Here is a 16,080-nt window from a genome sequence, read left to right as displayed (position 1 = left end):
TTCTAAAATATTCATTAATCTAATTATAACAAATCAATCTTAAGATACTATTAAATATTTATTATATTTATATCAAAATATAAGTTATTTTTTAAATATGATTTTAAATTAAATACACTAGATTAGTATAACCAAAATAACTAATCTAGTGTATTCAAACTTGTTTAATTTATATTAATTCTTAAACTTGAACTTTTAAACCTTTTCCCTAAGAACATTTACTTGAAGAGATAATTCCTCACTTACTCTTATAAGTATAGATAAAATTAAAGGACTTTATTTAGTAATAAAGTCCTTTAATAATCTCTTAAATAAAATATACGATACTATCATTACTATCTTTGTACTTATTAACCAAATCTTCAAGGGTTATTGAATCAAAATAGTGATTTATTTTCTTATTTATCATATCCCAAAGATTATCATTTATACACTTATCTAAGCTATCTATATCCTTATCATGATTTATATCTACTAAAACCAAACTACCTTCTAGAATCCTTAAGATCTCTCCTATAGTAATCTCACTTGGAGATTTAGGCAAAGAATATCCACCTTGTGCACCCTTTCTGCCAATTACTAAGCCACTTCTTCTAAGCACACAAAATATTTGTTCAAGATAACCTTCTGATATATTTTGTCTCTCTGAAATACTCTTAATAGTAACAGTTTCTTCTCCCGAGTTAATAGCTAAATCTATTAATGCTTTTAATCCATATCTTCCTTTAGTTGAAACTTTCACAAAATCACCCATCCTACATTCTTATGTTTTTATTCTATAGACATACTACTTCATAATTAAATTTATATTTTCAGATTGAAGTGTTTCATCTTTATATATGATACAAGGTAACCCTTATATATTAATATCATTCTTGAAATAAAAGTTTAAAATATCAAGAAAGCACATTATTAATGTATAAAAACTATATATATGTCTACTATATATATTCTATCTATATTATACAAAATTTAAAATAATATAATCAACTACAGATGTACAACTTCCTAATTTAATTTGAATTTTAGTTTCTATACTTTGATAAAATCAGTCTTTTATCTTACTATAAACAATCCTTCCAAATCTCTATTAACTCTTTCTGGAATCACATAATTATTATTTCTAAAATACAATTGAGGAATAGCTTCTCTATAGTAGCTAAGCAAAACTATGATAAAAGTTTTCATACTTATCTGTATATTATAATTCAAACTTTGTGTTATAGCATTACCATTTGAACTATATATTGATAATATTCCTATAAATCTATTTTTGTCTCCTTTACTCGTTGTAAATAAGCTTTTATTTATAGGATCATTAGTAACCACATTATTATTAAAGCTCAATAATTCACCATCATTTTCTTTAAGATGCACAGCTAAACCAATAATAAAACTCCTTAGACTTATTTGTATATTTGAATTAGCGAAAGGTACTATTGAGTTTCCGTTAGAAATGTAACTACTTAAAAAAACAAAAACTCTATTATCATTATAATAAACATTACCATTTTGACAACTTATATTATTATATGTTCTCCACTCATTTACATTATTACTTAAGTTATCGTTGACTTCACACTCACGATTATTGTATCTAAACTCATAGCAATTATCTGTATCATTTTTACCATTAATTCTTTTCAATAAACTCACCCAATTAAATTGATTATAATAACATTTTATAATTATAAACTAAATTTGTTATTGTAAATAATAGTAAAGCTAAAAAATAAGTTTTTAAAACAGCAGATTCCTAACAACTAAATATGGTCATTAGGAATCTGCTATATTTCTATAATACTTTTGTTGGTAAAGTCATTATGAATTCGCTACCTTCGTTTAATTTACTTCTCACTTCTATTGTTCCATTATGTAAATCAATCAAATTTTTTACTAAAGTCAAGCCAATTCCACTCCCCATTTTATTAGTCATAGAATTATTATCTACTTGACTAAATCTTTGGAATATCATCCCTTGATTTTCTTGGGATATACCAATACCCGTGTCTTTTACAGTTACTCGCACATACTCACCTAAGTCATTTATTAAAACTGTTATACTTCCACCTTTATTTGTGAATTTAACTGCATTAGAAAGAAGATTTATCACGCATCTTTCAATTTCAGTAGGCGCACATTCAATCTTTTTCTCCTCAATATCTGGATCAATTATAAGTTCCAATCCGTTGCTTTCAATATAGTCTTTCATTGAAAGCGCTGTTTCTTCAACTACATTAACTATGTCAGCCTCAATAAATCTAAGCTTATACTGCCCAGCTTCTATTTTTGATGAATCTATTAAATCATTAATAACCTTTAACAATCTATTAGAATTTCTATCTACGATATCCATGTAACTCTTGAGTTTAGGTTTACTTATCCTATTCTGCTCCTCATCATAGTTATTTACCAATTGTACTGCAGAAAGAATAACATTTAAAGGAGTTCTTAGTTCATGCGACAAATTAACAAAATAATTATTTTTGAATTTTTCATTGTCAATTAATTTAGCATACAATTGTTCATTTTCTTCAAGTTTACTTTTAAGCTCTGAAGTTCTTTGTTTTACCAAGTTCTCCAAAATATTCACATAGTTCCATACGAAATATACAACAGCTACAAATATAAGAATATATACCAAATAAGCATAAATTGATTTCCATGGTGGCTTAGTTATTATAATCTTTATACTAGCTGGCTTACTCCAAACTCCACTGCTGTTTTTCCCTTTCACTTTAAATACATAAGTACCACTATTTATATTAGTATATGACGCTATATTTCTATTGGATGAATAAACCCAATCCTTATCCACACCTTCTAACATATAGGCATATTCATTTTTATTTGTATTCTTGTAATCAGTAACAAAGAAATCAAAAGTAAAGTAGTTTTCATTATACTTAAGTTGTATTTCATTCTCAATATTAATATCCTTGTTGAAAACTTTAAGCTTCTGTATGGAAGTTGTTGGTGCATATCCAGTTTGAATGATCTCCGATGGATAAAAACTATTTAATCCATTTATACCTCCAAAAAACATTTCGCCAGAAAAACTTTTATAAAAAGAATATTCATTAAACTCATTTCCTTGAAGTCCATCTGACTCATCATAGTTTACAAAGGTATTTTTATTTACATCAAACTTTGAGATTCCTCCATTAGTGCTTACCCATGGATTATTATATTCGTCTATTAAAACACCATACAAATAATTGTTAACAAGCCCGTCTTTTTCTGTGTATCTTTCAAATTGCTCTTTTTCCTTATTTAGTCTATTTAATCCATGATTCGTCGCAATCCATATGTTGCCTAGACTATCCTCAGCTATAGATTTTACACTATTGGAAGTAAGAGAATTTTTGTCATTACTGTCATTTCTATATATCTTTATCTTATTTGATTTTCTATCAAATCTTATCAGTCCACCATCCAGACCGCAGCCAACCCACATTATACCTTCTCGGTCTTCATATATATATGATATAAAGCTATCAGTTACACCATTCTGCTTGAATAGATCTTTGTAGTGCGTAAATTGACCACTACTTATATCTAAAGAATCCAAACCATCTCTTGTACACACCCAAAGAACTCCACTCTTATCTTCATATGTAAACTTAACATTCTTATCTGCAATAGAAGTAGTTTCTGTTTTATCTTTCTTAACGCTAGTAGTGTACAATTTAAATTCTTTAGTATTTCTATTAAAATCGTATAATCCATTATCAGTAGATAACCAAATATGCCCCTCTGAATCTCCAGTTAAACTTGTTATTCTAGAATTAGACTCATTTTTATAGTACTTAACCTCACCAGTAGACCTATCAACCCTATTTAGAGTTCCAGAATTTGTTCCAACCCAAAGTATTCCTTCATTATCTTCATATGCTCCGCTTATCATATCATCACTAAGGCCATTTTTTTCAGCAGGATTCATAGAATAATTTTTAAAATTCACATAAGGCTGGAAAGTACTTATTCCTTTATTGGTTCCTACCCAAATAAGTCCTGATTTATCCTGATATATACTTACGACATCATCATTTACGAGACTCTTTGGATCATAGTACTTGTTTTTATAATTAACAAATCTATTTGCAACGCTGTCGTATTTACTCAAGCCATTATTTGTTCCTATCCATAAGTTTCCTAAGGAATCCTTATATAAGGCTTGGATACTATTTGACGGAATTGAACTTTTGTCATCACTTTTATTTCTATACTCTACATAAGTATTCTTATACTTGTTATATTTTCTAATTCCACTATCATATGTACCTGCCCATATATTTCCACTACTATCTTCACATATCTTTGTTATATAATTGTTATCATTAGTTCCATCTGCATTTTCGTTACTAAAATATCTTGTAAATTGCTTTTTAGAAGGATCATAACTATTAAGGCCGTTTTTAGTTCCTATCCATATCAAGCCATCCAAGTCTTGAAACAAACATGTTATAAAGTTATTACTTAAACTATTGTCATCCTTCGGGTTATTGCTGTACCTATAAAAACTATCTGTAGTTTTATTATATATATCCAGCCCTGCTGTAGTTCCAGCCCATATATTGCCATCCCTATCCTTTAAAAGAGCCCATACATTGCTACTAGATAAGGTATTCACATCCTTTTCATCACTTGTATACCTTGTTATCTTTTCTTTACTCGGATCGAGTTTGTTTAATCCTTTGCTAGTAGCTAACCATATAAATCCATTGTTATCTTCAACAATATCATCTACGTTATTTGAAGTAAGACTGTTCTTAGTGTCCAATTCATATTTATAGGTCTTATACTGATGTCCATCATATCTATTGGCACCATCAGAAGTTCCTATCCACATATATCCTTTTGAATCTTGAATAATAACTTGAGCAGATGTTTGAGATAATCCATTTTCGGTTTCAACTCTTTTGAATTTCGTATCGCTTTCAATTGCGCTAGCTTTAGTAATGTCCATTGATACACATAATATAAACATAATAATGAAGTTTATTAATTTTTTTATAATGCCCTTACTAATATAGACCCCTCCTACAAATGCTGTAAGATTATCCTCTGCATCTTTTATCATATTTCAACATAAATATACATTTATTTTACCTTATTAGTTACTTAAACTTCAAGTGCTATTATTTTTTTGTTATAAATAAAATTCTATTAAAGGGTTTATAATATCTGTTACTTTAATAAACCTTTCTGAATAGCAAAAGTTATATTTCATGTATTTATATCCACATATTTAACACATAAACAGTAAAATAGTAAAAAAAGAAGATGCTTATCCTAATCTAAACACCTTCTTTTTTATGAATACTAAATATATATTTTCAATTCCTCTTTATTTTTAAAGGAACTATCTATTATTCCTCCACCTAAACAATTATCTCCATCATATAACACAACAACCTGACCTGGGGTTATCGCCTTCTGCGGTTCGTTAAATTCTACTACACAACAATCATTTTCTTTTATATGAACTGTTACATGTTGATCTTTTTGTCTATATCTAAACTTGGCTGTGCACTTAAAACTACCTATTTTTGCTTTATCACTTATCCAATTAACATCAGTAGCCATTAGTCCATATGAATATAGCTTAGAATTTTTCTCCCCTTGAACTACATACAAGATATTATTTGCTAGATCCTTTTCAGCTACGAACCAAGGATCTCCTTCTCCACCTATTCCTAATCCTTTTCTTTGTCCTAAGGTATAGTGCATTAACCCGAAATGCTCTCCTTTTATCTCCCCATCAAAAGTCATAATCTTTCCACTCTTAGCAGGAAGATAATTATCTAAAAATCTATCAAAATCACGTTCTCCTATAAAGCATACTCCAGTGCTATCTTTTTTATCTGCAGTAGCGAGTCCATTTTCCTTAGCTATTTTTCTTACTTCTGATTTATTAAGATGTCCTATAGGGAACATGCTTTTAGACAATTGATATTGATTAAGCTCGCAAAGAAAATATGTTTGATCTTTATTAGAATCATTTCCTCTAAGCAATCTATATTCTCCATCTTTAAAGTCAACCTGAGCATAGTGCCCCATTGCAATATAGTCTGCTCCTACCTTCATAGCAAATTCAAGGAAAGCTTTGAACTTTATCTCCTTATTACACATTACATCAGGATTAGGAGTCCTTCCTTTTTTATACTCAGACAAGAAATATTGAAACACTTTATTCCAATACTCTCTTACAAAATTAACTGTATAATAAGGTATATCAAGCTTCTGACATACTCTTCTAACATCATCATAATCATCTACTGCAGTACATACGCCACTTTCATCTTCCTCATCCCAGTTTTTCATAAAAACCCCGATAACCTCATAACCTTGCTTTTTAAGCAACAGCGCCGCAACAGAAGAATCAACTCCACCTGACATACCCACAACTACTCTTGTATCCTTTGGATCCTTTGTCATCTTCGTATATCTACCTTTCATTATATATTTACGTACCACTTCATAATGGAATTTATATTTTCAAAGCTTCTACTGAGACCACATAAAAGCTTTGAACATAGTTTTCTGGTTCAACTGGTACATCTATAGTTTTGTTAAGTATTATAATACACAATAATCCTGTTTTCAATGTACTGTTTTATCCAGGTATTTCTCAACGAAGTTTATCAAAACATTATTGGTAATAGCGCTTCTTTTTTCACTATTATAAGTTTTTTATATACCTTTGAAATTAAAGTGTTTCTACAGGAGACGCTCTATGAGCGAGCTATTAGAATTAAATGATTTTTTCAGATGGAATAGCTTCAAAAAGTCGCTAATCGTTCTTCATTAGTGATTTTTTTGCGCATCTGCCTTTTCTGAACGTATGTGAAGAAATTCTGGCAGGCGATATATTTTTACTTTTTACTTTTTACTACTATAATTCCTTTCTAATATACTTTTGAAATTAAAGTGTTTCTACAGGAGATGCTATATGAACAAGCAACTAGAATTAAATGCTTTTCGGAAATGGGATAGCGTTAGGAAACTTTATTGTCCGAACGTAGTGAGTTATAAAGTTTTAGCTATTTCATTGGAGAAAAACATATTAATTCTATGCGAAGTTCATTAAAGCATCGGAAGTAGAGACACTTTAATTTCAGCGTACATAGTACATATGAAAAAACCAGCATTTCTGCTGGTTTGTTTACTCCTTAAACAAAGTAAAACTATTGGTTTATAAACGATTACTTTTTCTTTGGATTTTTCTTAGTATCTTGCTTCTTACCATTATTTTTTGTTGAACCACTCTTGCTCTTTCCCTTATCAGGCATAATATCTCCCCCTGGCACACAAATATTATTAATTCAAGTTGTTTATCTATATGTTCCAGCGGGTAGAATTATTACTCTGATGTTAAAGTTTTATTGCTGCTAATTTAACAACATTATTGAAATTAAATGGTTATGCAGGAGATGCTATGTGAGCGAGCTATTAGAATTAAATGATTTTTTCAGATGGAATGGCCTCAAAAAATCGCTAATTGTTCTTTATTAGTGATTTTTTTGCGCATCTGCCTTTTCTGAACGTATGTGAAGAAATTCTGGCAGGCGACATATTCTCACTTTTTACTCTTTTGCTTTATATCCCCTCTTCCATTTCTTAAATTTTTAGATATAAAAAGTTTATCAGACGGCATTGATAATAAAGAGTAAAAAACTGTACTGTTCGAACGTAGTGAGTTTACAGTTTTAGCCATGGAATATCACAAAATCATATTAATTCTTTGCGTAAGCTCATTAAAGTATCGGATGAATGACCACTTAATTTCAAAAGGTGCTTTAACATCTCCTATTTCTTACATTTACTTTCTATGCCTTCATAGAGATATCTAAGATACTCTGTATCTATATTACTTTCCTCTAACTTTTCTATTCTATTTTTAGCTTTATCAAGACTTTCTCTTGCTTCATCCCAGTCTTTATCCTTTATACACGAACTTGAATATTGCAAAAGATAATCTATTTTCAAAACCAATTCAGCAAACTCCTTATTACCATCGTTAACCAAATCAACCAACATTGAATATATTTGGGGAGATGCTTTTGTTTTTGCAGTATTCAAAAAATCATTGTTTCTAGCATTTACTTTTGCCATTTTTATCACCTCTTTAGCTCTATTTTATGTCTAAAGTTATGCATTCTTAAAATAAACTATGTTAAGTAAATCATAATCTTTAATACTAAAGTGGTACCACTTTATAATAAAAGCTATTTTTATTAGCCAACTATAAAACATGCCACTGCAACTATTAAGTACACACTCATCAATTGGAGTCCTTCAAGCCAGTTAGATTCTCCATCATATGCAACCTTATTTGCAATTATAACGGCTAATACTAGAGAAATCAATTCGTATTTATTGAAGATTAAGGCCATAGGTGTAAAGACTAAGCTCAATAACACTAACACTGGAGCAACGAAAAGGATTATTTGTAGACTTGATCCTATAGCTATCTCTACTGATATATCCATCTTGTTCTTCAGAGCGGTAACTATAGCAGTTGAATGCTCTGCAGCATTTCCTATTATAGGAAGTATTATAAGCCCAACAAATAAATTACTTAAATGCAATTGTTCTGTCATTGGTTCGATACTTGATACAAGAAACTCACTCTCAAAAGCAACAAATATAGTTGCAATTACTAATACCATTACACTTTTTTTCTTGCTCCACTTTCCTGTAAGCGCTTCATGCTCAGTTCCAAATATATCTTTGTGCGTAAAGAACGAAAAATACAAACTACTTATATATATAAATAGCATTATAACAGCTATTAAAACACTCAAATTTTCATATTTCATAGGATTAACATCATCTACAGTTATATTATTTGTAAATGCAGCAGGTATTATTACCCCTATTATCGCGAAGGTAAGCATACTCAATGAAAAATTGATACTGTTTTTAGAGAACTTCTGCACCTTAAACTTAGTTCCACCAATAAACATACTTGCCCCAAGAACTAATAAAATATTTCCTATTATCGACCCAGCAATAGAGGCTTTAACTACTTCTAACAGTCCTGCCTTAAGCGAAAATATAGCAAGTATTAATTCAGTAGCATTTCCAAAAGTAGCATTTAGAAATCCTCCGAGTCTTGATCCAAGGTATACTGACAATTCCTCTGTTGCTTCCCCCATGAGCCCAGCCAGCGGTATTATTGCTAAAGCTGTGAATATAAAGGTTAGTATTGGACTAAGATGAAATACTTCTTTAGATAAAAAAGAAATCGGTATAAAAATAAATAAGTAATATAATTTATTCATAAATCCCCCTTAAAAATAATATGATACCAAGTTATATTTATATTGAACAATTTACCAAATTACCTTGCTAATTGCAATAAAAATTGTAATTATATTATATACTTCCACACTGTTGCACGAATTAAACAAATATTATATATTTGTTTAAAAATTGCTTTATAAAGCAATAATATATAGATAAACTACTTCATAATTAAATTAGTACCTTCAAATCTTCCAACCAAAAATTGTGGGATTTTTAAAAATAGATTTCACATTGAAGTAGTTCATCTTTATATAAGTTTTAGTGATAGAAAGGATTTTTGTTATGAGTATGGATAGTAACTTAAAATGCCAAAAATGCTCTAGTAATAATCTAGAGATTAAACGTGAAGCAACCTATGTTTATACCTATGATATAAGCAGTTCAAGTTCTGATAGATCAATTAGAAGAGCAGAAGAAACACCTTTTATGTTTGATGATAGAAAAAAAATTAAAGAAAAAGATTTTCTACACTGTAAGAATTGCGGAACAATATATGAGTTTTCTGTAGATGATATTAGTGATAACGTAGAATTTACTATAGTACAAAAGGCTATTCGCTCAGATTATCAAGAAACTCCAGAATTTTTAGGATAAATTTTCTGTTTTAGAAAATAGGTAGAGTAAATAATACATTTACCTACCTATTTATACTAAGGTATAATTTAACTAGAATAAACTATTATAAAGTTTTTAATAATCTCATAATTTATATTGAGATAACATTTGGAGGTTAATTGTATGAGCACAAACAATAATAAATCCATAGTTTACGTGGGAACGTATACTTACGGTGATAGTAAAGGTATATATTCTTTTGAATTCAATCACAAAAACCATGAAGTAAACAATCTACAGCCCGTTGCTACACTTGCACATCCTACATATGTAATTACTTGCAAAGAAAAAAACTTATTATATTCTGTGTTAAAACAACAAGATTTTGGAGGGGTTAGAGCATTCAAAATAAATAATGATAATACTCTTTTTGAATTAAACACTGTTTTAGACGAAGGAAAATCCCCTTGTCATCTTTCTTTTGATAATGATTATAAATATGTCTTTGCTGGAAACTATCATGAAGCTACTATAACAGTCCTTCCAATAAAAGAAGACGGTACTCTAGCAGCCCCTACATCAGTTATTAGACATACCGGAGATGGATCTGGGGTAGTTGCTGAACGCCAAGAAAAACCTCATGTTCATTATTGCTATCTTACACCTAGTGAAAAACACCTAGCAGTGGTTGACCTTGGAAGAGACACTATAACCTTTTATCCATTTGATAAAAGTACTGGTATATTGGACGAGCATAACAAAAAGGTTATACACTCACAACCTGGTTCTGGTCCACGCCATTTAATATTCCATAGTGACTTTAAATTCTTTTATGTTATAAACGAGCTTAACGCTAATGTGGATGTATATAATTATGATGACCATGAACTATCTGTAACAAAGCTACAAACAATTAATTCTCTTCCAAAAGATTACGAAGGCCATAATCTTGGTGCTGCAATAAGAGTTTCTCCTAATGGAAAGTTTTTATATACTTCCAATAGAGGTAGCGACACCATCTCTATTTTTGCAATTGATAGCAGCTCTGGGTTGCTTACTTTTGTTGATTATATATCAACCTTTGGAGAAGGTCCAAGAGATTTTTCCTTTGATCCAAGCGGAAATTTCTTAATCGTAGCAAATCAAAACACAAATTCAATAATTATATATAAAGCAAATCCTGATACTGGGCTATTAGAAAAACTTGAGTGTGATTTAGAAGTACCAAATCCTGTTTGCATATCAATAACAAATGAATAATTTTTAATTACTTACAAGGGTTCCTTTACTTAGACTCAATTTATATCTATTGAAACCAACCGAATTACGGATGTTTTCTAGAAAGTATAAATTAATAGTTTAAGTTGGAACCCTTTATTTATAGATTTTGTTTAAAGAAGTTGTTAAAATCAATTGGCTATACAGAAAATGCTATATGAGCGAGCCATTAGACTATGGTAAATCAATATAGTCGTTATTTAATAAAAACTTTACTATATCATACAGCGCATCACAGTAACTTTCTTGCAATTCAGATTTAGCCTCAATTACTTCTCCTTTGTTATTTTTCAAGCTTACAACAACTTCATACTGCTGATTATTTAGGTTAGGAGTGGGAAATTGCCCAGTGTAGTCTTGTATAATTTCAATAAGCTCTCCTACTTTCACATCATATCCGTACTTTAGAAGCAATTCATCTTCGTGTTTAGTATCTCTTTTATATTCATCACCTAAGTATTCTCTTGTAAGTCCTGTTACTAGAGAAAGAAGTTTTATTCTATTGTCATAACTAATTTCTTTTAACTGTTTTCCTGATAAATGTTGTTTCATTCTAAAAGCACCACCTTAAATTTATATTATTATTTTTATTATTGACTTTTTATATATGAATGTACCACTTCGTAATAAAACTTATTATTTTAAAATTCTCTCACCAGAACCCGTGAGAGTTTTAAAAATAGATTCCGGTTCGAAGTGGTACATCTATAGTTCCAACTTCAATTATTAATCTAAATTTTGTTTGAAACTTATACATCTATAAATATAAAAAATATACAATTTAAATAAATTGTTTGATCCAAATGTCTTAAACTTTTTATAATCCCCTAGACAATAAAATATATGCATACGAAGCTATACAAATACTGTAATAAACATATTAAAAATCTTTCACTCCCATTGATAAATAATATTCATATTTATCGGAAATTATAAAACATAGATATTTTTATACTTATAATTCTATCAAAGTAATATATTGAAATTTAAGTATCTTTTTCATAAGATCCTTAATAAATTTCACAAAAATTTTTGATACTAAACTTTAAAAAGGTGCATCAATATTAAAAATCGCAGAAAAATCAGAGGTGTTATACATGGATAATTTTAATGTACAAAGAGAGGAATTAGAAAGAATTTATGGAAAAATCAGTCCTTTTGAATTTAAAAACAGACTTATCAGCTTAGCAAGTGGACAAAAGGAAAAAAGTGCTCATGCACTATTAGATGCCGGAAGAGGTAATCCAAACTGGACTGCTGCTACTCCTAGAGAAGCCTTTTTCACTTTCGGATTATTTGCAGTTCAAGAAACAAGAAACACTTGGTGCGAAGGTGATCTAGCTGGAATGCCTAGGCGTCAAGGTATTGCAAATCGCTTTTATGATTATGTAAAATCAAATGCAACTTCACCAGGAATAGATTTATTAAAACGAATTATAGATTATGGTATAGTTGAAAAAGGGTTTGATCCAGATACTTGGGTTCAAGAACTCGCTGATGGAATAATTGGTGATAACTATCCTTCACCAGATAGAATGTTAGTTCATATTGAGCAGATTGTTAACTCCTATTTAGTTCAAGAGATGTGTTATAATAAGCCACCAGAAGGTATATTTAATATCTTTGCTGTAGAGGGCGCAACAGCTGCTATGTGTTATATATTTGATTCTCTTATAGCAAATGAACTGTTGGCACGGGGTGATAAGATTGCCTTAATGACACCAATCTTTACTCCATATTTAGAGATTCCTCTTTTGCCTAGATATAATTTTGAGGTTATTAAAATAAGAGCCACAGAACTTACTGAAGACGGCACTCATACATGGCAGTATCCTAAGGATGAATTAGAAAAACTAAAAGATAAATCCATAAAAGCCTTGTTTGTAGTTAACCCTAGTAACCCACCTTCGGTAGCAATGAAGAATGAATCGGTTAAAATCATAATGGATATAGTAAATAATTATAATCCAAACCTTATGATAATATCTGATGATGTATATAGTACCTTTGTTCCTAAATTCCGCTCATTGATGGCTGACTTGCCTTATAACACAATTGGTGTTTATTCATTCTCAAAGTACTTTGGGGTAACTGGCTGGAGACTAGGAACCATAGCTTTACACGAAAAAAATGTATTTGATAAGCTATTAAGAATGCAGCCGGAATTTATCAAAGAAGAACTTAGACAAAGATACGGCGATTTATCTTCTGACCCTGATAATGTTCTTTTCATAGATAGAATAGTGGCTGACAGTAGGCAGGTTGCACTTAATCATACAGCTGGGCTTTCTACACCTCAACAGGTGCAAATGGCTTTCTTCTGTGCATTCTCCTTGTTAGATGATAAAAATGTATATAAGCAACAAACAATTGATATATGCCATAGACGCCAAAAACTACTTTTTGATGGATTAGGCCTTGATCTTAGAAAAGATCCTTATGATGCTGCTTATTACACAGAATTTGATTTATTAGAGTGGGCTTGCCACTATTATGGAGATGAATTTGCTGAATACCTTCAAAAGAATCATAAGCCAATAGATATTTTGTTCCGTTTAGCTGAAGAATCTTCTATAGTACTTTTAAGTGGAAGTGGATTTCATGGTCCTGAATGGTCTATCAGAATCTCACTTGCCAATCTAAGTGATGAGTCTTATTCACGGATAGGTGAAGTACTTCATAAGGTTTTAGATGAATACGTACATTCATGGCAACTTTCATTTTCACACGTATAGAATCCATCTTTAAAATAAATTAACCTATTGATGTCTAAGGTGTAGTTTCTTATCATCAATAGGTTAATTCCATACCACTTCTAGTCCTCAAATATATTTGACTCCCCTTATATCTAAGGAACGAATTTTTCAAAAATTCTTCAAGAAGTAATACATTTATATAAGATTAATATCTTAGGAGGCAAAATTATTTAACTATCTTATTTAATGCTTGGTCTAAATCATATATTAAGTCATCTGCATCTTCAATACCTATAGATAATCTTATTAGGTCTGGAGTTACTCCTGCAGAAAGTTGCTGCTCCTCATTTAATTGTGCATGTGTTGTACTGGCTGGATGTATTACAAGTGATTTAGCATCCGCAACATTTGCAAGATGTGAGAAGATTTCAAGACTTTCAATAAAGGTCTTTCCTTCTTCAGTTCCACCTTTTATACCAAAAGTAAATATCGAACCCGCTCCCTTAGGGAAGTACTTTTTAGCAAGCTCATTATATTTATTTCCTTCTAATCCTGGATAACTAACCCAAGAAACTAGAGGATGTTTGCTTAGGAATTCTACTATCTTCTTAGTATTGGAAACATGTCTTTCAACTCTTAAAGATAATGTTTCAAGTCCTTGAATGAACAAGAAAGAGTTAAATGGGCTTATTGCAGCTCCAGTATCTCTTAATAATTGAACTCTAGCTTTAGTAATGTAAGCAGCAGCTCCTACATCTTGTGCAAATCTTATACCATGATAACTTTCATCTGGCTCTGTAAGACCTTTAAATTTGCCACTTGCTGCCCAATCAAACTTTCCAGCATCTATTATTACTCCTCCGATTGAAGTTCCATGTCCACCTATAAACTTAGTAGCAGAATGTACTACTATATCAGCTCCAAACTCGATTGGTCTTATTAGATATGGTGTACCAAATGTATTATCAACAATTAGTGGAATTCCATTTTCATGAGCAACAGCTGCAACAGCTTCTATATCCACAAGGTTTATTCCTGGGTTACCTATACTTTCAATATAAAGTGCTTTCGTTTTATCTGTAATCGCATTTCTAAAATTCTCTGGATCATCTGGATTTACAAACACTGTTTTTATACCATATCTAGGAAGTGTAGATCCAAATAAGTTATATGTTCCTCCGTATAATGTACTAGCCGCTACTATTTCATCACCTGCCTCAGCAATGTTTATGATAGCATATGTTATTGCTGCAGAACCTGATGCAACTGCAAGTGCTGCTATTCCTCCTTCAAGTGCTGCTATTCTCTTTTCAAAAACATCTGTAGTTGGATTCATTATCCTAGTATAGATATTTCCTGATTCTTTTAATCCAAATAAATTAGCACCATGTTCAACACTGTTAAATACATATGATGTTGTCTGATATATTGGAACCGCTCTTGATCCCGTTGTTGGATCTGCTTCTTGCCCTGCATGTACCTGTAATGTATCAAATTTTAAACTTCTTTCTTCACTCATCTTAATCTCTCCTCATTCTAAATAATTTATTTTATATAATCACAAATACTAAATCTCACTTCTATGATCATCTTTATACGTTACCCCACAATCTTTCTATGAAATTTCGTATAATTTCATTAACTTACCTCTTAATTTGTTTCACTAAATTTACTACAAATTATTACGATTTAAATTAAAGACTCTTCTTAACAGTGACTCTTTAACTTTCTAAAGAATAAAAAACAAAAATACCTCCTTTCTCAAAAATGTATGACGAAAGAAGGTATAATTAACCGCAAAACTCTACCATCTCTCATCTTTCCTTAGGTAATGATCCTAAAGCAGGATTTGGCACCTTTTCAGATAAATGAATCTGAAGGTTGCCGAGGTTTCGTAGGGCCAGTCCCTCAACCTCTCTTGATAAGAAATATGAACTATTCAATTTTTATATTATGGAAAATAAAAATTTCACTAAAGCTATCTTCTTTTTTATTCTTTAATTTATACTATGTCTTAAGTCTGTTCGCATAATTATCCACAGATATAATTGAGATATAATTTCCTAAAGAATAAAAAAACCTCTTTACTGAGAAAGAGGTATGATAAACACACATACTTATCTCTCAGCTATCGCTGTTGGACTTAGCACCATGTATAATGAAATACTGGTTGCTGGGCTTCATAGGGCCTATCCCTCCACCACTCTCGATAAGGTCTTTATTTAATTTAAATTGC

12 protein-coding genes and 2 riboswitches are annotated in these 16,080 nt (G+C 30.5%); of the genes, 4 read left to right on the top strand and 8 right to left on the bottom strand.

The genetic code is table 11. The features are described 5' to 3' along the window. Nucleotides 1–307: 307 nt before the first annotated feature. The 4 genes from OCU55_RS17635 to mnmA all read right to left on the bottom strand — a co-directional run bounded on the left by OCU55_RS17635 (nt 308) and on the right by mnmA (nt 6,462). Nucleotides 308–742, bottom strand: a complete 435-nt coding sequence (locus tag OCU55_RS17635) for an RrF2 family transcriptional regulator (protein WP_261853602.1) — start codon at nt 740–742, stop codon at nt 308–310. Between the two features lie 314 nt (nt 743–1,056). Further along, nucleotides 1,057–1,647, bottom strand: coding sequence for a hypothetical protein (locus tag OCU55_RS17630; RefSeq protein ID WP_261853601.1), 591 nt, complete (start codon nt 1,645–1,647; stop codon nt 1,057–1,059). A gap of 148 nt (nt 1,648–1,795) precedes the next feature. Beyond that, nucleotides 1,796–5,083 (bottom strand): ligand-binding sensor domain-containing protein, encoded by a 3,288-nt coding sequence (locus OCU55_RS17625; protein WP_261853600.1) that lies wholly within the window; start codon nt 5,081–5,083, stop codon nt 1,796–1,798. A 242-nt stretch (nt 5,084–5,325) separates the two neighbouring features. Continuing rightward, complete coding sequence (gene mnmA, locus OCU55_RS17620) at nt 5,326–6,462, bottom strand: tRNA 2-thiouridine(34) synthase MnmA (RefSeq protein ID WP_345795598.1); 1,137 nt, start codon at nt 6,460–6,462, stop codon at nt 5,326–5,328. 493 nt (nt 6,463–6,955) lie between these two features. Here mnmA and OCU55_RS17615 point away from each other — a divergent pair, with 493 nt between their 5' ends. Continuing rightward, entirely contained in the window at nt 6,956–7,093 is a 138-nt protein-coding gene (locus tag OCU55_RS17615; RefSeq protein ID WP_261853599.1) for a hypothetical protein, read from the top strand. Between the two features lie 719 nt (nt 7,094–7,812). Here the strand turns inward: OCU55_RS17615 and OCU55_RS17610 are convergent. Next, entirely contained in the window at nt 7,813–8,118 is a 306-nt protein-coding gene (locus tag OCU55_RS17610) for a hypothetical protein (RefSeq protein ID WP_261853598.1), read from the bottom strand. Between the two features lie 122 nt (nt 8,119–8,240). Continuing rightward, complete coding sequence (gene cax / locus OCU55_RS17605) at nt 8,241–9,290, bottom strand: calcium/proton exchanger (protein ID WP_261853597.1); 1,050 nt, start codon at nt 9,288–9,290, stop codon at nt 8,241–8,243. A gap of 307 nt (nt 9,291–9,597) precedes the next feature. On the opposite strand from cax, the gene OCU55_RS17600 reads away from it, so the two are divergent. Beyond that, nucleotides 9,598–9,909 (top strand): hypothetical protein, encoded by a 312-nt coding sequence (locus tag OCU55_RS17600; protein ID WP_261853596.1) that lies wholly within the window; start codon nt 9,598–9,600, stop codon nt 9,907–9,909. Between the two features lie 144 nt (nt 9,910–10,053). Next, nucleotides 10,054–11,130: a lactonase family protein gene (locus tag OCU55_RS17595; RefSeq protein ID WP_261853595.1), complete on the top strand. Its 1,077-nt coding sequence runs from the start codon at nt 10,054–10,056 to the stop codon at nt 11,128–11,130. Between the two features lie 192 nt (nt 11,131–11,322). Here OCU55_RS17595 and OCU55_RS17590 read toward each other — a convergent pair whose 3' ends face one another. Continuing rightward, the gene (locus tag OCU55_RS17590; RefSeq protein WP_261853594.1) at nt 11,323–11,700 is read right to left on the bottom strand and encodes a hypothetical protein; all 378 of its coding nucleotides are present in this window, start codon (nt 11,698–11,700) and stop codon (nt 11,323–11,325) included. 545 nt (nt 11,701–12,245) lie between these two features. Here OCU55_RS17590 and aspD point away from each other — a divergent pair. Then, nucleotides 12,246–13,883, top strand: coding sequence for an aspartate 4-decarboxylase (gene aspD / locus OCU55_RS17585; protein WP_261853593.1), 1,638 nt, complete (start codon nt 12,246–12,248; stop codon nt 13,881–13,883). A gap of 187 nt (nt 13,884–14,070) precedes the next feature. Here the strand turns inward: aspD and OCU55_RS17580 are convergent, their stop codons facing one another. Then, nucleotides 14,071–15,363: a homocysteine synthase gene (locus OCU55_RS17580; RefSeq protein WP_261853592.1), complete on the bottom strand. Its 1,293-nt coding sequence runs from the start codon at nt 15,361–15,363 to the stop codon at nt 14,071–14,073. A 292-nt stretch (nt 15,364–15,655) separates the two neighbouring features. After that, nucleotides 15,656–15,772, bottom strand: a riboswitch (SAM riboswitch). 186 nt (nt 15,773–15,958) lie between these two features. Continuing rightward, nucleotides 15,959–16,060, bottom strand: a riboswitch (SAM riboswitch). Nucleotides 16,061–16,080 lie beyond the last annotated feature (20 nt).

The sequence above is a fragment of the Clostridium folliculivorans genome, from assembly GCF_024341905.1.
In the GTDB taxonomy this organism is placed as follows: Bacteria; Bacillota; Clostridia; order Clostridiales; family Clostridiaceae; genus Clostridium_AR; species Clostridium_AR folliculivorans.
This window is presented reverse-complemented; position numbering and strand designations above follow the sequence as displayed.